This window comes from Kitasatospora sp. NPDC032757, from assembly GCF_055579305.1.
This window is the reverse complement of record NZ_JBVINN010000020.1, coordinates 92,447-110,799: the sequence shown is the minus strand read 5'-3', so window position 1 is coordinate 110,799 and position 18,353 is coordinate 92,447. Positions and strand designations below refer to the sequence as shown.

Annotated in this window: 13 protein-coding genes; 5 read left to right on the top strand and 8 right to left on the bottom strand. The window is 73.3% G+C overall.

The features are described 5' to 3' along the window. The first annotated feature begins 69 nt into the window (after positions 1-69). Positions 70-1,791 carry a PKD domain-containing protein gene (locus ACZ5WK_RS22340; RefSeq protein ID WP_465549287.1) on the top strand — a complete coding sequence of 574 codons (1,722 nt, stop codon included), beginning with the start codon at positions 70-72 and terminating at the stop codon, positions 1,789-1,791. A gap of 91 nt (positions 1,792-1,882) precedes the next feature. Here the strand turns inward: ACZ5WK_RS22340 and ACZ5WK_RS22335 are convergent, their stop codons facing one another. Next, positions 1,883-3,817, bottom strand: coding sequence for a sensor histidine kinase (locus ACZ5WK_RS22335; protein WP_465549285.1), 1,935 nt, complete (start codon positions 3,815-3,817; stop codon positions 1,883-1,885). Then, complete coding sequence (locus tag ACZ5WK_RS22330) at positions 3,807-4,523, bottom strand: response regulator transcription factor (RefSeq protein WP_465549283.1); 717 nt, start codon at positions 4,521-4,523, stop codon at positions 3,807-3,809. Before ACZ5WK_RS22330 ends, ACZ5WK_RS22335 begins: the two co-directional genes overlap by 11 nt. A 191-nt stretch (positions 4,524-4,714) precedes the next feature. Here ACZ5WK_RS22330 and ACZ5WK_RS22325 point away from each other — a divergent pair, with 191 nt between their 5' ends. Together ACZ5WK_RS22325 and ACZ5WK_RS22320 are read left to right on the top strand one after the other, a co-directional pair. Next, a complete protein-coding gene (locus tag ACZ5WK_RS22325; RefSeq protein WP_465549281.1) occupies positions 4,715-5,728 on the top strand; it encodes a M20/M25/M40 family metallo-hydrolase in 1,014 nt (337 codons plus the stop codon). A gap of 23 nt (positions 5,729-5,751) precedes the next feature. Further along, positions 5,752-7,176 (top strand): M1 family metallopeptidase, encoded by a 1,425-nt coding sequence (locus ACZ5WK_RS22320; RefSeq protein WP_465549279.1) that lies wholly within the window; start codon positions 5,752-5,754, stop codon positions 7,174-7,176. Between the two features lie 48 nt (positions 7,177-7,224). Here ACZ5WK_RS22320 and ACZ5WK_RS22315 read toward each other — a convergent pair whose 3' ends face one another. After that, positions 7,225-7,863: a hypothetical protein gene (locus tag ACZ5WK_RS22315; protein ID WP_465549277.1), complete on the bottom strand. Its 639-nt coding sequence runs from the start codon at positions 7,861-7,863 to the stop codon at positions 7,225-7,227. Positions 7,864-8,391: 528 nt separating this feature from the next. On the opposite strand from ACZ5WK_RS22315, the gene ACZ5WK_RS22310 reads away from it, so the two are divergent. Further along, a complete protein-coding gene (locus ACZ5WK_RS22310; RefSeq protein ID WP_465549275.1) occupies positions 8,392-9,843 on the top strand; it encodes an alpha/beta hydrolase in 1,452 nt (483 codons plus the stop codon). A gap of 64 nt (positions 9,844-9,907) precedes the next feature. Here the strand turns inward: ACZ5WK_RS22310 and ACZ5WK_RS22305 are convergent, their stop codons facing one another. The 3 genes from ACZ5WK_RS22305 to ACZ5WK_RS22295 all read right to left on the bottom strand — a co-directional run bounded on the left by ACZ5WK_RS22305 (position 9,908) and on the right by ACZ5WK_RS22295 (position 16,663). Then, the gene (locus ACZ5WK_RS22305) at positions 9,908-13,195 is read right to left on the bottom strand and encodes an AfsR/SARP family transcriptional regulator (RefSeq protein WP_465549273.1); all 3,288 of its coding nucleotides are present in this window, start codon (positions 13,193-13,195) and stop codon (positions 9,908-9,910) included. A gap of 355 nt (positions 13,196-13,550) precedes the next feature. Beyond that, positions 13,551-15,638 carry a HelD family protein gene (locus tag ACZ5WK_RS22300; RefSeq protein ID WP_465549271.1) on the bottom strand — a complete coding sequence of 696 codons (2,088 nt, stop codon included), beginning with the start codon at positions 15,636-15,638 and terminating at the stop codon, positions 13,551-13,553. Between the two features lie 482 nt (positions 15,639-16,120). After that, positions 16,121-16,663: a helix-turn-helix domain-containing protein gene (locus ACZ5WK_RS22295; RefSeq protein ID WP_465549270.1), complete on the bottom strand. Its 543-nt coding sequence runs from the start codon at positions 16,661-16,663 to the stop codon at positions 16,121-16,123. Positions 16,664-16,859: 196 nt separating this feature from the next. Between ACZ5WK_RS22295 and ACZ5WK_RS22290 the strand changes: the two genes are divergently transcribed. After that, the gene (locus ACZ5WK_RS22290; protein WP_465549268.1) at positions 16,860-17,669 is read left to right on the top strand and encodes an alpha/beta fold hydrolase; all 810 of its coding nucleotides are present in this window, start codon (positions 16,860-16,862) and stop codon (positions 17,667-17,669) included. Between the two features lie 8 nt (positions 17,670-17,677). On the opposite strand, the gene ACZ5WK_RS22285 is transcribed toward ACZ5WK_RS22290, so the two are convergent. Continuing rightward, the gene (locus ACZ5WK_RS22285) at positions 17,678-17,929 is read right to left on the bottom strand and encodes a hypothetical protein (RefSeq protein ID WP_465549265.1); all 252 of its coding nucleotides are present in this window, start codon (positions 17,927-17,929) and stop codon (positions 17,678-17,680) included. Positions 17,930-17,973: 44 nt separating this feature from the next. Continuing rightward, positions 17,974-18,318 (bottom strand): hypothetical protein, encoded by a 345-nt coding sequence (locus tag ACZ5WK_RS22280; protein ID WP_465549263.1) that lies wholly within the window; start codon positions 18,316-18,318, stop codon positions 17,974-17,976. Positions 18,319-18,353: the final 35 nt, after the last annotated feature.

Genomic DNA, 18,353 nt, shown 5'->3' with positions numbered 1-18,353 from the left:
ATCGGACTGAACTACCAGGCATATAGTCTGATCACTAATTTTGTGAACACGTTCAGCATTGGGGGGCCGGTGCACCGTCACCGCATCATGATCTCCGCCGCCGTCGTCGCGGCAGCCGTCGGCTTCGTACCCGCCACGGCGCAGGCCGCGGGTCCGTCCGTCAACCCCGGCGGGGCAGCGACCGCCACCACCCCGGTCCCTTGGGCCGGCTCCGCCCAGGACGCCGAGACGCAGGAGGCGGCCGGGCGGAAGGCGGCCGAGAGCGCCGCCGCGAAGGACGCCACGGCGCGGGGCGCCAGGGCCAATACCGCCGATGCCCCGAGCGCGCCGGACGGACCGGGCTTGTCGGCACGCGCACAGAGCTCGCACTTCGACGTCGGCGTGGGCACCTACAACACCTACGCGCACAGCCTCATCCTGGCGACCACCGTCAACACCGACCTGGAGCCGGCCGGTCGAAGCGTCCAGTACGACGTCGACTGGGGTGACGGCACCACCGACCAGGACCTCGGCCCCGCCAGCGACTTCGCGCACTTCAAGCACAGGTACGCCAAGGCCGGCGCCCACAAGATCACGGTCACGGCGACCGACCTGCTCACCAAGACGACCTCCGTCACCACCAAGGACATCACGGTGGACGGCTCCGAGTTCACCCCGCACGCGCCCACCCGGCTGCTGGACACCCGCGACGGCACCGGCACCTCGGCCGGCGGCCCCGTCGCCCCGCTCACCACGACCCGGGTGAAGATCGCCGGCAACGCCGGCATCCCGGCCGGGGTGACCGCCGTGGCCCTGAACATCACCGCCACCAACACCTCCGCGGCCGGGCACGTCATCGCGTACGCCTCCGGCAAGGCGCAGCCGGCCACCTCGAACGTCAACTTCGCGGCGGGACAGACGGTGCCGAACCTGGCGATCGTGCCGGTCGGCGAGGACGGGTACGTCGAGCTGGCCAACCGCAGCGCGGGCCCGGTGGACCTGATCGCCGACGTGACGGGCTACTTCACCCGCTCCGCCGCCGACGGCTACACCTCCGTCAAGCCGTCCCGGCTGGTCGACACCCGGGAGGGGCTGGGCTCGGCCAAGGGCCAGGCCGCCGCCCAGACCACCTTCGGCGTCCAGATCGCCGGCCAGGGCGGGCTGCCGGCCCAGGGCGTCACGGCCGTGGCCCTCAACGTCACGGTGACCGACCCGCAGGGCGCCGGGAACCTGACGGTCTTCCCGAGCGGTCAGCAGGCGCCGTCCACGTCGAGCGTGAACTTCACCGCCGGACAGACGGTCGCCAACGCGGTGATCGTGCCGGTCGGACCGGACGGCAGGATCAACGTCCGCAACAACGCCGGGGACCCGGCCGACGTGATCGTGGACGTCACCGGCTACTACAGCGCCGACGGCAAGGCCGCCTACCTGCCGGTCGAGCCCCAGCGTCTCAGCGACTCGCGGACGCCGTACCCCTGGCCGCTCGCCGGCCAGGACTACCGCAACATGCTCATCGGGGCGTCCGGCATGGCGCTCGAAGCAGTCGTCCTGAACACGACCGTCACCAACCCGCAGGGCAGCGGACACCTCTCGGTCGCCCCGGACCCGAACACGATCAACGACTACATGCACGGTACGGCGGTCCGGCCGACCCCGCCGGACTCCTCCGTCCTGAACTGGACGAAGGACGCCACCGTCGCGAACCTCGTCCAGGCGAGCACCGGCACCACCTCGATGGTCGACGTGTGGAACCGGGGCTGGCAGCCGACCGACCTGATCGTCGACCTGTTCGGCATGTACGACAAGAACTGACGCCCCACCCGCACCGTACGGCGCCGCGTTCCGGCCGCCCGCCCCTCCGGAGTCGGGCGGCCGGTGCGGTCCGGCTCCCGGCCGGCGCCGCTCAGTGGCCCGGGCCGCCCGGGTCGCCCGGGTCGCCCGGGTCGGGAGGGGCGAGGGGGAGACGCACGGAGAACACCGACCCCGCGCCCGGAGTGCTGACCACGCCGGCGGTGCCGCCGTGGAGCTCGGCGAGCTTGCGGACGATGGCGAGGCCGAGGCCGCTGCCGCCGGTCTGCCGGTTGCGGGACTTCTCGGCTCGCCAGAAGCGCTCGAAGACCAGGGGCAGATCCGCCGCGGCGATGCCGCTGCCGGTGTCGGCGACCTCGATGAGCAGGGCGTCCGCCTCGGTGCGGGTCCGCAGGGTGACGGCGCCGCCCGCCGGGGTGTGCCGGACGGCGTTGGCGACCAGGTTGCCGACGGCCTGGCGCAGGCGCACCGGGTCGGCGAAGACCTCGGGGGCGGCGCCCGCCCCGGCCGCCTCGACGGTCAGGGCCACGCCGGCCGCCTGTGCCCGGGCGCCGTGCGCGGTGGCGACCTGGGCCAGCAGGTCGTCGGCGTCCACGGGTTCGCGGTGCAGGGCCAGTTCGCCGGCGTCGGCGGCGGCGAGGTCCCGCAGGTCGTCGATGAGGTGCTGGAGCAGCAGGGCCTCTTCGAGCAGTGACCCCGTCAGGGCCCGGTCGGCGGTGGCGACGCCGTCCTCGACGGCCTCCAGCCAGCCGCGGATGTTGCTGAGCGGGGCGCGCAACTCGTGCGCGATGTCACCCACCATCGCCTTGCGCAGCTCCTCCAGTTGGCCGCGCCGCTCGGCCATCGCGTTGAAGGCGGCGGCGAGTCCGGCGATCTCGTTCCGGCCCGTCACGTCCACCCGCGCCGTGAGGTCCCCGTCGGCCATCCGCCGGGCGGCGTGGGTGAGCGCGTGCAGTGGCCGGGAGAGGCGCCGGCCGACCGCCGCGGTGATCGCCACGGTGACGACCAGCACCAGGGCGGCGACCTCGGTGACGCGGCCGCGGTGGGTGGCGGGCAGGGCGGGGGCCGCGTCCCCCGCGCCGGGTGCCCCGACGAACAGCAGCATGGGCGGCGCCACGTACTGGACGAGTTGCTGGCGGCGGGAGTTGGTGAGGCAGGCGGCGACCACCTGGTCCTGCTGCGGGTCGCGGGACGGGGTCCAGTCCAGCCCCCGGGAGAGGGTGACGGGTCGGACCTGCCGGCGTTCCAGGCAGGCGTTGACCAGCGCGGTGAGGTCGGCGAGTGCGGCGGTCTCGGTGCGGGTCGGGGCGTCCAGCACCACGGGGGACGAGCAGCGCACGCCGAGGGCGCGGTCGTCGGCGACCCGCAGGTGCGGTCGTCCGGCGAGGTCGTCGGTGACGGTGGCCTCGATGCCGAGCACCGACCGCAGACAGTCGGCCTGCTTCAGCAGGGCGTCCTCGAGTGTCGTGCGCTCGGCGGGGGTCAGCCGGAACGGGCCCACGGCGCGGGCGTCGATGCGGTCGCTGGGGGCTCCGGGCAGCATGGCGAGGTCGACGGAGAGCGGGTCGACGATGCTGGTGGGCGTCCGGGACAGGGCCGTCCGGTCGGCGGTGGCGGCGGCGGTGGCTGCGCCGGCTGTGGCTTCAGCGGCTGCCTTGGCAGAAGTGGCGGGAGTGGTCGGAGTGGTCGGAGTGGCTTGTGCCGGCGACGGGCCCGGGGCGGCTCCGGAGTCGATGACCGGCTCGAACTGCGGCGTGGCCAGCACGATCCGCTGTCCGGTGGCGGCCGCGAGCCGCCGTACGGTCTCCTCCGCGCCGCTCCAGTCCGGGTGGGTCGCTGCGTAGCCGAGCAGCTCGTGGTAGATCCGGGTGTGGTCCGCGATGGCCTGGGTCTGCTCCTGCTTGATCGCGCCCGTGGTGGTGCGGGCGGCCAGCCAGGCCGTCGCGGCGATGGAGCAGAGGGAGACCAGGGCGGAGAGGGCGAGCAGCCGGACCAGGAGGCTGCGGCGGAGCGGGGCATCACGACGCACCGCGTGGCCCCTCCGCGAGCTTGTAGCCGATGCCGTACACCGTCAGGAGGCTGGCGGGGCGGCTGGGTTGCGGTTCGATCTTGCGACGCAGGTTCATCACATGGGTGTCGACGGTGCGGGTGGTGATGTAGCGGTCGATGCCGTGCAGGTGCTCCAGCAGCTGGGCGCGGGTGAAGACACGGCCCGGCTGGGCGGCCAGCACCTCCAGCAGCCGGAACTCGGCCGGCGTGCAGCTGACGGGCCGTCCGTCCGCGGTGACCTCGTGGCGCAGCGGATCGACCGTGAGCGGCCCGACGGTCAACGCGGCCGGGGGCGCGGGGGGTTGTTCCTGCGGCAGGGGCGGGGAGCCGCGGCGCAGCAGGGCGCGGACCCGGGCGACGAGTTCGCGGGGGCTGTAGGGCTTGGTGAGGTAGTCGTCGGCGCCGAGGTCGAGCCCGAGCAGGAGGTCCTCCTCGGTGGAGCGGGCGGTCAGCATGAGCACCGGCAGGGCGGACTCGGTGCGGAGGGCCCGGCAGACGTCGAGCCCGTCCATGACGGGCATCATCACGTCGAGGACCAGCAGGTCCGCCGGGCCGCGGCGGGCCTGTTCCAGCGCGGCGCGGCCGTCGTGGACGACGACGACCCGGTGCCCCTCGCGTTCCAGGTACAGGCGGATGAGGTCGGCCTGCTTGGGATCGTCCTCGGCGACCACGACATGTGCGCACATGAGGATGATCGTAAGTCGCACCGGGGAGCCGCTCAGCCCGGCGGCCGGGCCCGGGCGCTCGCGGACGGGATCCGGATCGGACCCCCACCACTTCACGACGGCCTCCCGACAACTTCCTGACATCGACGGGCCAGTGTGACGGAGTCCGCCGGGGCCGGTGCCCCGGGTCCTCAGCGGAAGGTCCCCGTGTGATGCCGTCCCCTCGCCTGCTGTCCCTCACCACCCGTGTCCTCGGGGTGGCCCTGCTGCTCTCCGCGCTGCCCGCCGCCGCCACGACGGCGGCGGCCGTCCAGAGCCCGCAGACGCCCGTCACCGTGCAGGCCCCCGTCGGCGCGCAGACCTCCGTCGACGGGCAGAGCGCCGTCGACGTACGGTCCCCCGTCACGCCGACCGTCACGGAGAAGGACGTGATGCCGCATCTGCAGGCCCTGCAGCGGATCGCCGACCGCAACGGCGGCAACCGCGCGCACGGCACCCGGGGGTACACGGAGTCGGTGGCCTACATGCGGCACGCGCTGAACCGGGCCGGCTTCCACACGGAGCTCCGCAGCTTCTCGCACGGCGGTGCGACCGGCTACAACCTGATCGCCGACTGGCCGGGCGGCGACCCGAACCACGTGCTGCTCTCCGGCGCCCACCTGGACAGCGTCGCCGCGGGCCCGGGGATCAACGACAACGGCTCCGGCGCGGCAGCGGTCCTGACCGCCGCCCTGCAGGTGGCCGAGGCCCGTCTGAAGCCCGCGCGGCACCTGCGTTTCGCCTGGTGGGGGGCGGAGGAGGTGGGGCTGGTCGGTTCGGCGGACTACGTCCGGAGCCTCTCCCCCGGTGACCGGAAGGCGATCGACGTGTATCTCAACCTCGACCAGGCGGGCAGCAAGAACACCCGGCAGTGGCTCGTGGTGCACGACGACAAGCACGGTGAGACCGCGGCCCGGCAGGCGTTCGAGGCCTGGTTCGCCGCCCGGGGCCTCGCCACCTTCGACATCGGGGTGGGCGGTTCGGACCACGAGTCGTTCGGGAACGCCGGAATACCGTCCTCGGGCTTCAGCACCGGCATCTCGGACTGCATCCACAACGCGTGCGACACCCTCGCCAATGTCGATCCCGCGACGGAGACCACCAGCACCAACGCCCTGATCGGCGTGGTCTGGCAGCTCGCCGCCACCGCCCCCGCGGCCGCCGCTCCCGCCGCTGCCCGGCCCTGACCACCCGCACCCAGGAGGCAGAGATGCGCACACCACCGAGCCCCCGCCGCCGGACCACCGCCGTGCTGGCAACCACCGCCGCCCTCGGCGTCGTCCTGACCGCCGTCCCCGCCGCGGGCGCGACCGGCATCGGCGACCCGTACTTCCCCGACGACGGCAACTCCGGCTACGACGTGGCACATTACGACGTCCGGATCGCCTACGACCCGGCACGCACCGGCCACCTGGACGGCGACACCACCGTCACCGCCCGGGCCGTCCGGGCACTGGACCGCTTCGAGCTGGACCTCAAGGGCTTCCAGGTCGCCTCGGTCACCGTGAACGGCGCCCCGGCACGGTCGTTCTCGCGCTCCGGCGCACACAAGCTGGTCGTCGAACCGGCCCGCCGGGTCGCCCGGGGCAGCACGTTCGCCGTCCGGGTGCAGTACGCCGGCGCACCCGACGCCGAGGGCTGGCACCCCCTGGCGGGCGGCGGCGCGCACGCGGCCGGCGAACCGCACTCCGCGACGTCCTGGTACCCGTCCAACGACCACCCGTCCGACAAGGCCACCTTCTCGCTCACCGCGACCGTCCCCGACGGCTGGACCGCCGTCGGCAACGGACTGCCCGGGCCGACCACCGCCGAGAACGGCAGGACGACCTTCCGCTGGAACGAGGACCGGCCGATGGCAACGTACGTCAGCACGGTCGCCATCGACAGGTTCACCGTCCACCGGGCGGCGCTGCCCGACGGCACACCGGTCATCACGGCGTACAGCCCCGGCGTCCCGGTCGACGCGGCGGCGGAGGCCGAGCAACAGGACATCCTGGCCTTCCTCGCCTCGAAGTTCGGCCCGTACCCGTTCTCCTCGGCGGGCGCCGTCGTCGTCGGCTGGCCCGCCCCGCCCGCCAACCGCGCGCTGGCCCTGGAGACGCAGAGCCGGCCCACGTACGCCGGCGGCCTCTACGACGCCGACGTGGTCCACGAGAACGCCCACCAGTGGTTCGGCGACAGCGTCTCGTTCACCGACTGGCGCGACGGCTGCATCGCCGAGTGCTTCGCCCAGTACGCCAACCAGCTGTGGGAGGAGCACAAGGGCGCCGACCTCGACGCCGGCTTCTACGCCCGCGTGGTCGCCGCCAACAAGGACAACCCGGCCTACTGGTCGACGAGGCTCTACGACCCGGGACAGGGGAAGGAACTCGACGCCGGCCTGTACTTCAAGGGCTCCCTGATGCTCCACGCCCTGCGGCGTACCGTCGGGGACGACGCGTTCTTCAGCACCCTCCGGCGCTGGACCCGGGACCACGCGTACGGCAACGCCTCGTTCCCGCAGTTCGAGGCGCTGGCGGCGAAGGTGTCGGGCAAGGACCTCAAGGGCTTCTTCGACGCGTGGGTCCACGGGACGACCGTCCCGCCGCAGGAGTACCTCTACCCGGGCAGTCTGGCCGCACGGGCCGGCCGGTAGCCCTCCGGCGGGAGCGGCGCCGGGGCGGGGCGGCCGGCGCCGCTGCGCTCAGCGGTCGAGCGAGGCCGGGGCGGGAGCGGAGGCGGGAGCCGGGGCGGGAGCAGCCGGAGCGGGGGACCCCGGTGCCGCCGCGGCCCCGGCGCCCGTCACCGGGGCCGCCGGCCGGCCCGCGCGGCCTCGGGAGGACCGCGACAGCAGCACGTAGAGAGCCGCCGCGAGCGCGCCCGAGAGGACGAAGCTGAGGTCGATGCCGCCGGTCAGCGGCAGCAGCGGGCCCCGGTGGACGGGCGTGTCGACGGCGCAGAGTCCGACCGCGCTCGCGGCGGCCCAGGCGACGGCGGCCGGGCCGCTCCAGCCCGCGCGGTACCACCGCTCCCGTTGGCGAGGTTGGCGCGCGTCGCCAAGCTCAGCGAGGACCAGGTCGAGCGGCTGACCCTCCGTCCCCTCCTCGAGCGCTAGCTGTCGCTCGCGGGCGCTCCAGTCCCAGATCCAGCGCTGGCACGGCGGCGCCTGGAGTCTTCTCTGGCATCTGCCGGTCGTCTTCGCCTGTCCGCGGCACCAGGTCTTCCTGCGCGAGACCTGTCCGGGCTGCCGGCAGCCGATCCACGGCGGCTTCCCCGACGGCCCCCGCCAGCTGGTCCCCGCCGCGGCCAGCAGCGGGCTGCATCCCGCCCAGTGCCGCAACAACCCGGGCCGCCACCGGCGCGAGCTCTGCGGTCTCCGCCTGGACCACCACGGCCACTGCCCGGCGCAACCCGCGCTCACCGCCGAGACCGCGGACCTGCAAGACGATGCCACTGGCCCGGAAGGCAAGGCGATGGCACAGCATGGGCACCACGCCAGGGGCTTCGTACCCTCAGTGTGCCCTCTCGCAATTGCAAGTGCCCACTGTCCTGTTGCCGGACGGCTGCCTGACCCCCTGCCAGCGGGATGACAGCGGTCTGCCACCGAGGTGCGGAACCGTCTGACATGTCGGGCGGTACACCGCGACCGAGGAGCGCGGATGACCGCCCGGCCCGTTGACGAAAGGGCTCTCGCGTGACTCGTACCTCCCCTCCCACTGGCCCGGTCGCAGGACGGCGCCGGCCCAGGGCCTTCCGCACCACAAACCGACGGGAGGCAGGCTCCTGGCGGCTCGTCGCCAGTGCCGCCGCGACCGCGCTGCTGGCCGCGGTGTGCCCGGCAACTGCGGTGGCTGCGCCGGACACCGTCCCGGTGCCGCGACTCGCCTGGGCGGCGTGCGCGGACGGCTTCGAGTGCGCGACGGCCCGCGTCCCGCTGGATCACCACGACCCGCACGGCGCCGGGATAGACCTCGCCGTCATCCGGCACCCGGCGCAGGACCGGGCCCACCGGATCGGCTCACTGTTCTACAACCCCGGCGGCCCGGCCGCGGCCGGCACCACGGCCCTGCCCATGATGCTCGGGCAGTTCCCCGAAGAGGTGCGCCGGCGCTTCGACATCGTCAGCTTCGACCCGCGCGGCACCGGTGGCAGCGCTCCCGTCCGGTGCTTCGACGACCCGGCGGACGAGCAGGCCCTGCTGACGGGCACGGCCGCCGGCTACCCCGAGGGCGCGGACCAGCAGCACGCCTGGGCCGACGCCTACCAGCGCCTGGCCCGGCAGTGCGCGGCCCGCAACCCCGATCTGCTGGCGCACATCTCCACCGCGAACGTGGCCCGGGACATGGACCTGCTCCACCGGGCGGTCGGCGACCGGCAGCTCAGCTACCTGGCCACCTCGTACGGCAGCTACCTCGGCGCCACCTACGCCAACCTGTTTCCCGGCCGGGTCCGCGCGATGGTCCTCGACAGTGCCCCGGACCCGGTCGCCTGGTCGACCGGCCGCGGAGACCAGGCCGCCACCACGGGCGCCCTGCTGCGCAACGGCAGCGACGTGGCCACCGCCCGCGTCCTGGACGCCTTCCTCGACCAGTGCGGCCAGGCCGGCCCCCAGACCTGCGCCTTCTCCGCCGGAACGGCCGCCGCGACCCGGGCCAGGTACGGCGAGCTGCTGCAGCGGCTGCGCACCCGGCCGGTCGCGTTCAATGGGGGGACCTTCACCGCCGGCTCGGCCGTGGAGGCGACGATCATCGCGCTGTACGCCACCAATCCCGTCGCGAAGCTGCCCATCGGCTGGACCGGGCTCGGCGCCACGCTCCAGGGGCTCTGGACCGCCACCGATGCGTCCGCCACGCAGACCGCACCGCTGCCGCCCGTCCTGCGCCAGTCTCCGGACCAGGCGCTCGCGGTGGTCTGCTCGGACAGCGCCAACCCGCCCGCCGCCGCCGACTGGCCCGCCTTGGCCGAGCACGCCCGAACCCGCTCCGGCGAGACCGGCCCGTACTTCGCCTGGGCCGACGAGCGCTGCGCCGACTGGCCCGCCCGCGACCGCGACCGCTACGACGGCCCGTGGGACCGCCGCACCTCCGCGCCGATCCTCGTCGTCGCCAACACCGGCGACCCGGCCATGCCGTATGAAGGCTCCCGCGCGATGGCCCGCTCGCTCGCCCGCGCGCGGCTGCTGACCGTCGACGGCTACGGCCACACCGTGCTGGCCAACCCCAGCGACTGCGCCGCCGAGCACGAGACCCGCTACCTGACCGACGGCGTCCTGCCCGCCCCCGGTACGGTCTGCGCCCCCACCAAGCCGCCGTTCAGCGGCTGATCGCACGATCAGCCCGGCCGCGCCACCCACCCCGGGGCGCGGCCGATGTGCTCCTGGGGGTCGGTCAGCCCGCCTCCAGGGCCAGCGACTCCGGTCGCGACAGCGCCCGGCCGCGCTCCCAGGCGGCCCGGAAGCCGGCCTCCCCGAGGCCCTGCGCGCAGCCGTCGAGGACGGCCCGCAGCTCCGGATCGCCCGCGTCGTGGGCCCCGCGCAGGCCGTACGCGGCGCCCAGTGCCGCCGCACCGCGTGCCGCCTCCCCGAGGTCGAGGCAGTACTCGGCGAACCCCTCCAGCACGTCCGCCCGCACCGGCTGGTCGCCGCTCCCGGCGGCCAGTTCCAGGGCCCGGCGGTGCAGCGGCCCGGCCGCGTCCGGGGCGCCGCGCCGCTGCTGGGTGCGGGCCAGGCTGGTGTGCAGCAGGGCGAGCAGGTGCAGTCGCGCGGGGGCGCCGGGGCCGGTCGCCGGCAGCTGCTCCAGGCGCCGCAACACTTCATGCTGGCCGTGCATCGCCGCCTCCAAGTCCCTCTCGCGCCGGGCGAGTTCGCCGAGCGCGTAGCGGGCGGCGGCCTGCAGGTGCAGGTCCCGGGCACGTTCGGCTCCGGCCAGCGCGCGCTCCAGGTCGGCCCGGGCCGCGGCCGGTTCGCCGCAGCGCGCCCGCAGCCGGCCCGACAGCAACAGTGCCAACGGTGCCTCCCCGGGACCGCCCATCTCGGCGTCCCGTTCACCGGCCTCCGTCAGCGCCGCGAGGGCCTCGTCGGCCGCGCCGGTGACGGACAGCAGCGCGGCGAGCGTGACCAGCGCCATGGCCAGCCCCCAGCGGTCGCCCAGGGCGCGGAAGCCGTCCACCGCGGTCCGCAGGCAGTGCTCGGCGTGCCCGATCCGGCCCGCTCCCAACTCGATCCGGCCGAGCACCAAGCGGGCTGCGGCCCGCATCCACCGATCGGGGTGCTCGGCGTACCGCTGAGCCGTCGCGCCCACTGCTTCCGCCGGCCCCGCCATGGCGAGCAGCAGCGCGGCGGCCAGGGCGACCGGGTGGTCGGCCTGCTGTGCCGTGACCAGCGCCGTGCCCATCGCCTCCGGCGGGATCGGGGCCTCGCCGCTCTCCAGGAGCGGGGCGGTGAGATGGGCCAGGATCACGCACAGGGCGTGTGCCTGCTCCAGACCGGGCGGCGGGGTGCAGCCGTGGGCAGCGAGAACGGCCACCGTCCGCTCACCGGCCTCACGGCCCTGACCGCGCATCAACCAGGGCCAGGCCCGGGCGGCCGCCAGCCGCAGCGCGTGCTCCGGCGGACCGACGGCGACCGGGCGGCCCAGTGCCGCGTTCAGGTTGCCCTGCTCCGCGTCCAGCCGGGCCAGCCAGCCGATCTGGCCGTCCGTCCGCAGCCGGGGCTCGGCGTTCTCAGCGAGCTCGACGAAACAGCGCAGGTGGGTGGCGCCGGTTCGACCGTCCTCGCCGGCCTCGACAAGCCGTTCGGCAGCGTAGGCGCGAACCGTGTCCAGCAGCTGGTAGCGCACCGTGCCGGTCTCCCGGCCGGCGGCCACCACCAGGGACTTGTCGACCAGTGAGGCCAGCAGGTCCTCCATGGCCGTCGGGTCGGGCGCCGGCCCGCTCGGCCAGTTGTCGGCGCAGACCAGGTGGGTGTCGGGGAGGGTCGCTCCGCCGGCGAACACGGAGAGCCGTCGCAGCAGGATGCGCTCGTCCTCGTCGAGCAGCTCCCAGCTCCAGTTGATGACGGCGCGCAGCGTGCGGTGCCGGTCGGGAGCGGTGCGTGAGCCGCGGTCCAGCAGCCGGAGCCGGTCGTGCAGTCGCGCCGCGACCTGTCCGGGGCTCAGGGCCCGCAGCCGGGCCGCCGCCAGTTCGAGGGCCAGCGGCAGGCCGTCCAGCTCGCGGCAGATCCGGACGACCGGCTCGACGGTGTCGTGGTCCAGCGTGAAGCCAGGGCAGGCTGCGACAGCCCGTTCCGTGAAGAGGGCGACGGCCGGGTGCGCGAGCGCTTCCTGGGCGGTGGAGCCGGGTTCCGGCACAGCGAGCGGTGTCACGGGCCAGAGCGCCTCGCCGGTGATTCCGAGCGGTTCACGGCTGGTTGCCAGCACGGTGAGCCGGGGCGCGGCGGCCAGCAGGCCCTGGGTCAACCGGGCCGCATCCTCGATCAGATGCTCGCAGTTGTCCAGGACGAGCAGGACCTCACGGCCCTCCAGGGCCCGGACTATCCGGTCGACGGGATCCCCGGCCTGATCGCCGGCAGGCAGGCCGCCGGCCAGCACGCCGGCCTCCCCCGGACGGCACACGGCGCTCAGCACGGCCCGGGTCACCGCGTCCGGCCCGTCGACGCCCGCGAGTTCGGCCAGCCGTACGTCCGTCGCAGGCGGGGCGGCCCTCGCGGCCGCAATCGCCAGCCGGGTCTTTCCGACACCGCCCGGCCCGGTCAGCGTCACCAGACGGGAACGGTGCAGGCGCTCTTGAACCGCTACCAGCGCCTCAGCGCGGCCGACCAGAGCGGTGAGCCAGAGGGGCAGTGCCGCCCGCCCGGCCGGATTGCCGGCGGGAGCGGGGGCCGGCCTGGGCACCGGCGACTTCGCGCCCGACAGGACTCGCAGGTGGGCGTCCCGCAGTTCGGCCGACGGGTCCGCACCCAGTTCCTCGGCCAGCGCCCGCCGGGTACGTTCGAACACCTCCAGCGCCGCCGCCTGCTGCCCGTTAGCGTGGAGCGCGCGCATCAGCCTGACGGCGGCTCGTTCGCGCAGTGGGTGGGTGACACAGAGTCCGGTGAGCTCGGCGACCAGCCGGGGCAGCGCTTCGGTGCCGCCGAGGGCGAGCAGGGCGTCCGCCCGGTCCTCGACCGCCGCCAGCCGCAGTTCCGTCAGCCGGGCCGCCGGCCCGGAGGTGAACCCGGCGCTCGCGGCGTCCGTGAACGGTGCCCCGCGCCAGAGTTCCAGTGCCCCGTCCAGCAGCGCTACCGCCTCGGTGGACCGGCCCGCCGTCAGCGCCGCCCGCCCCGCGGCCACCCGCTGTTCGAAGTCCCAGGCGTCCACGCTCGCCCGGGGCAGATCCAGCAGATACCCGGCGGGGTGCGAACCGACCGCCGTCCGGTCGCCCCCCAGCGCCCGGCGGAGCCGGGAAACCAGGGACTGCAGGGCACCGGCTGGCTCCTCCGGCGGCGTGTCCGCCCACAGGTCGTCCACCAGACGTTCACGGGTGACCACGCGCCCAGGGTCGAGAGCCAACCGGACCAGCAGCAGCCGAAGCCGAGCCCCGCCGACCTCGAAGGCCGCCCCATCCCCACCCCGCACGACCTGAAGCGGCCCCAGAACGTTGATCCGCACCCCGCCCCCTTGCCCCGCATCAGCCAGCATCCAAGATCATTATCCCGATGCCCTACAAGGCCCGAGCGGCAGGGTGCGATCCGACGCGAGATTTCACGGCCGCACTGCGCAGTGGTACGGCGGCGCTGAGCACGGGGCACTCGAACAACCAGTCAAGGCTATTTGGCAAACGATCAAGTTCTAGCGTCACAGCGCGCACGGTGGTTTGCGAGCGGCCAGGAAGGCCCGTCTGACCTGTGCCTTTCCCGCCCCTGGGCCGTTCGGTTATGGCACTCGCAAGGTGCCGCGCTCCGCCATCGCAAACTGCGGTGCACCATCACGGCCATGGCCAGCGAGTTCTAAACGATCACTCGCAAACTACGGCGCTCCGTCACACCGGGGCGGGTCACGCAGGCGTGACGGTGACCGTGCAGAGCCGCTTGGTGGGCCGGGTCAGGGCGACGTAGAGATCCCGTTCGCCGCCCGGGCGGGCCGCGGTGATCTCCACGGGATCGACGACCAGGACGGTGTCGAACTCCAGGCCGCGCGCCTGGGAGGCCGGGACCAGACGCGCCCGGTCGGCGATCCCCGCGGCGGCCAGCTCCGGGATCCTGGCGTCCGCACAGATCACGCCGGCCAGTTCGCCGGGGTGCGCCAGCGCCTGGGCGTCCAGCTCCGCGGCGAGCGCGGCGGTGAGGGCGTCCGGAGCGGTGGTGAGGGTGCGGGGCGCCTCGCCGTGGCGGATCGAGCGGCTCGGGGTCTGGCCGGGGGCGATCCCGGCGAGCAGCTCCCGGGTGGCGGCCAGGATCTCCTCGGTGGTGCGGTAGCTGACGGTCAGGGTGTGCAGGGCGAACCGCGTGCCGAACTGCGGGGCCAGCGCCTCCTCCCAGCCGCGCGCGGTCGTCGCCGGGCCGGCCTGGGCGAAGTCGCCGACCAGCGTCATCGACCTGGCCGGGCACCGGCGGCCGACCATCCGCCACTGCATGGCGGTGTACTCCTGCGCCTCGTCGACGACCACGTGCCCGTACACCCGCTCCGGCGCGCCGTGGACCAGGGCGGCCGCCTCATCCAGGAGCGGCACGTCGGCGTCGGTCCACGGGGCGTCCGGGGCGCGCAGCAGACCGGCCCGCTCCTCGTCGGTCAGCTGCGGCAGGTACCGGGCGAGCAGGTCGGCACTGCCCAGCAGGTCGCGGACGACGTCCTCGGGCAGCAGGTGCGGCCAGAGCTCCTCCACCGCCCGCTCGACACCGAGATCGTCCAGCAGGCCGGCCCGGACGGCGTCCGCGTCGAACTCGTCCTGGGGGTCCGGGGCGGGCGCGCCCTCCAGGCCGAGGCGGCGCAGGTCCGAGGCGGCGACGCGGTCGAGGTCGATGCCGGTGAGCTGGGCCACCTGGGCGTCGATGAGTTCCAGCGCCTCCAGGGCGCCGCGCTCCATCGCGTCCGTGACGGCGTCGGCCAGGAGCTCCTTGAACACCTGGCGGGCGCGGTTGTGGCCCAGGTCGAGGCGGGCGGCCGCGTCCCTGGCCCTGGCCACCTCGTCGTCGTCCAGCTGCACCCACTCCTGGCCCGCCCGCACGGCGAACCCGCCCTCCGGTGCCTGCCGCGCGCGCACCAGGCCCGCCAGGGCCTCGGCCAGCACCGCGCCGCCCTTCAGGCGCGCCGCACCGGCCGGCTCCACGGCGCCGGGCTCGACGCCGGCCAGTTCCGCGCAGGTCGCCAGCACCACGTCGTTCTCGCCGAGCGAGGGCAGCACCTGGGAGATGTAGTCGAGGAACCGCGCGTTCGGCCCGAGCACCAGCACGCCGCGCTCGGCGGCCTTCGGGAACGCGTACAGCACGTAGGCGGCCCGGTGCAGCGCGACCACCGTCTTTCCGGTGCCGGGCCCGCCCTGAACCACCGTCACCCCCCGGTGCCGGGACCGCACGATGGCGTCCTGCTCGGCCTGAAGGGTGGCGACCGCCGCGCCCATCCGGCCGGTGCGCCGCGCCTGGAGGGCCTCGGCCAACGGGCTGTCGCCGACGACGTCCTCGTCGGTGGGGGCGGAGCCGTCCAACAGCTCGTCGCTCACGCCGACGACCGAGCCCTGCGCCATCCGCAGGTGACGCCGGCGCCGCAGGCCCATCGGGTGGACGGCGGTCGCCTCGTAGAACGGGCGGGCGGCGTCCGCGCGCCAGTCCACCAGCAGCGGCAGGTCGGTCTCGTCCACGTGCAGGCCGATCCGGCCGATCCGCAGGGAGAAGCCGTCCCCGGCGTCGATCCGGCCGAAGACCAGCCCCTCCCGCGCCCCCTCCAGCCGGCGCACCTCGCTCGTCAGCCGCCCGGCGGCGAGCTCCCGCTCGTACGACTCGCTCGCACCTTCGGCCGGCGCCGCCAGCACCTGGACCAGCTCCGCCCGCGCACCGGCGAGCCGCTCCTCGAGCAGCCCGTACACGGCGGACACCTCGGCCCGCTCCGCTTCCACGACACCCGCGGCACCATCGTTGACCTGCGACAAAACAGGGCCCCTCTCAAGTTCGAGCCACCACTATGCGGCCAAACCTCTTCGAAAGTAAGGCTTGACTTACGTCTCGCACCCTGGCCTCGAGAGCTACTGCCGCCGCAGGTCGGCAAAGTGAAGGTCGGTCAGACCGGTCGGCCGGGGTCTGCACACCTCGCCGGTCAGCCGCCCACCGGCGGTCCGTCCGCCCCGCCGCGGCACCGGACAGCCACGGCCCGCCGACCACGACCGGAGGAGTGCAGACCTCGGGAAAAGAATTGACGCATGATCACTTGACTTTTCCAGAAAACCGGTTGAGTGAATTCCTGCGCCTCTGTCACCCATTCGGGGCTGTTGTATCCACGCCTCGGCTCCGCGGCGCGGGGTGTTCACGAGTGGGAGTGACCTGTGGTGTCGGGAGAGGGCTGAAGATCGCTTCGCATCCGCAGTGTGATCGTTTCCCGCAGCGCGAAGAGGCCGCTGGTCAGGAATCCTCTCCGTCAGCCCTGGTGTGGCCGTTCCTCCATCGGGAACAAGATCGGGCTCAGCAGATGAAGGCTGCGATCCGGCGCGGGTTTGTTTTCCACCCTGGACATGATGGCGCTGCGCATCTCGTCGACGAGTTCGGCGAGTTCGTCCTTGCTGAGCCAGAGCGGGACCTGGATGTAGCCCACCGAGTCGGCTGTCGGGTCGGCATGATCCCGGTTGAGGTAGGCGTTGAATTCGGCGTGCAGCGCGGCCAGGGCCGCAGTGAATCCGTGACGGTGGTCTTCCAGTGACATCGACGCCGCGGCATCGGCATCGATCGTTGCCCGCTCGCGGCGCAGGCGGTAGTGGCGTTCGACGGCGCCATGGACCCGCTGCTCGCTGACGACTTCGAGCACTCCGGCCTCGGCCAGCAGGCCGACGTGCCGGTACAGGGTGGTCTTGGGGACATCGGGAAGGCTCGCGCACAGGTCGGCGGTGGTGCGCGTACGCCCGCCGGACATGGCGTGCACGATGCGCACCCTGACCGGGTGCAAGAGAAGCTCCAAAGTGTCCACGGGTCGACGATCCCACATCTGGTACCGTTCCCAAAACTGGGAACACACGTCGATGGCAGGGGAAGCAACGATGGCAGACCATCCTTCCGGAGCCCGATCCGTCGAGACAGCCGAGATGGCGCCTCCGCTCGGGCAGTACCACGAGGTAGAAGGCCGCAGGCTTTACCTGCACCGTTCTGGCAGTGGGGGCCCGTCGGTGGTGTTCCTCGCCGGCGGCGGCGCGGTCGGCCTCGACTACTGGAACGTCCATGAGCGAGCTGCCCAGCTCACCACGAGCGTGGTCTACGACCGGGCCGGAACGGGCTGGAGCAGCAGAGTCGAACTGCCCCGCAGCTCCGCCGAGGTGACTGACGAGCTGCGCCAACTGCTTCGGGCCGCCGCTATTCCGGCGCCCTATCTGCTGGTCGGCCACTCCCTCGGTGGTCTGTACGCCCGCCACTACGCGACACGCTTTCCGGGCCAGGTGGCCGCCCTGGTCCTGCTCGATCCCGCGCACGAGGACTACAACGCCTACATGCCGCGGCAACTGGTTGATCAGTGGGAGGCTTGGGATCCCGACCAGGCAATGCCCGACGAGTTGCCCGACGAAGTCATTCAGCTCTACCGCGGTCTGTTCGCCCAGGAGCTGGCCGACTGGCCGCAGCAGCTTCGCGACCTCCTCATTGACCGGCACGTCAGCCCGGGCTGGCTGCGGGTCGGCTTCCAGGAGGCCAAGAATGTGAAGGAGCTCTATGCCGAGATGCGGGATGCCGGGCCCCTGCCCGATGTTCCGTTGATCGTTCTGTCCTCCATGGCGGTCGATTCTTTCAAAGCGGCCGTCTCCCAGGACACCCCCGAATCGCTGATGCGTGAGGAGATCGACGGCAAGCGGAAGCTCTACACGGCGATGGCCGCGTCCGTTCCACGCGGCGAGATCCGCCTCGTGGACGGCGCTGGGCACGCCACGTTCCACTTCCGCCGTCCAGATGCCGTGCTTCAGGCGATCGAGGATCTCCTCGGCAAGTGACGGGCTGTTCAGTGCGCCCCGGGCCTGGAGGCCATCTCCAGATTGCGTTGGAGCACGGTGACGGCAGTGGAGACCGGGGCGGTGACCACCCAGGGGTCGGTTCGCTGTTCCCCTTCGGCGCGAGAGGCGCCGTCGGGGTGGCGGACGCCTTTCCAGTGTTTGCCGCGCAGCAGGATCAGGCCGGTGACCGGGTCGTGTTCGATGCAGCCGCGTTCGAGATTGAGCCTTACTGGCGGGAGGGGGTTATTCCGACTGTGCACTATTCCCACCTCTCCCACATGATCCTCGCCAGAGCTCGTCCGGCTCAGCCCGGTTCCAGCGAGTCGGCCCGCCGCTTCAGGTCTGCTGCGATGTCGTCCCAGTCCGGTCCATGCAGCCAGAGGTTTTCGGCGGCCTCTCGCAGCAGCGTCGGCTCGTCCGGCCGCTGCAGGAGCACCAGACGGTAGGCGAGGTTGCGGACCCAGACCGGCAGATGGCCGTCGACGACGTGCGGGCTCAGCTCACGCAGCATGGCGAGGATCGAATCTGCGTCAGCGAAGGTCAGCTCTTCGACGAAGTAGTACTCCTGGTGGTCGCCGTCGCACTTCGGCGCAGGTCGATACTCGTCCCCGTAGAGACATCGGGCGTGCTCCGTCAGGGTGCTGTGCATGCCCTGGAGCCTATGCCGCCTTGATCCGCCGGACA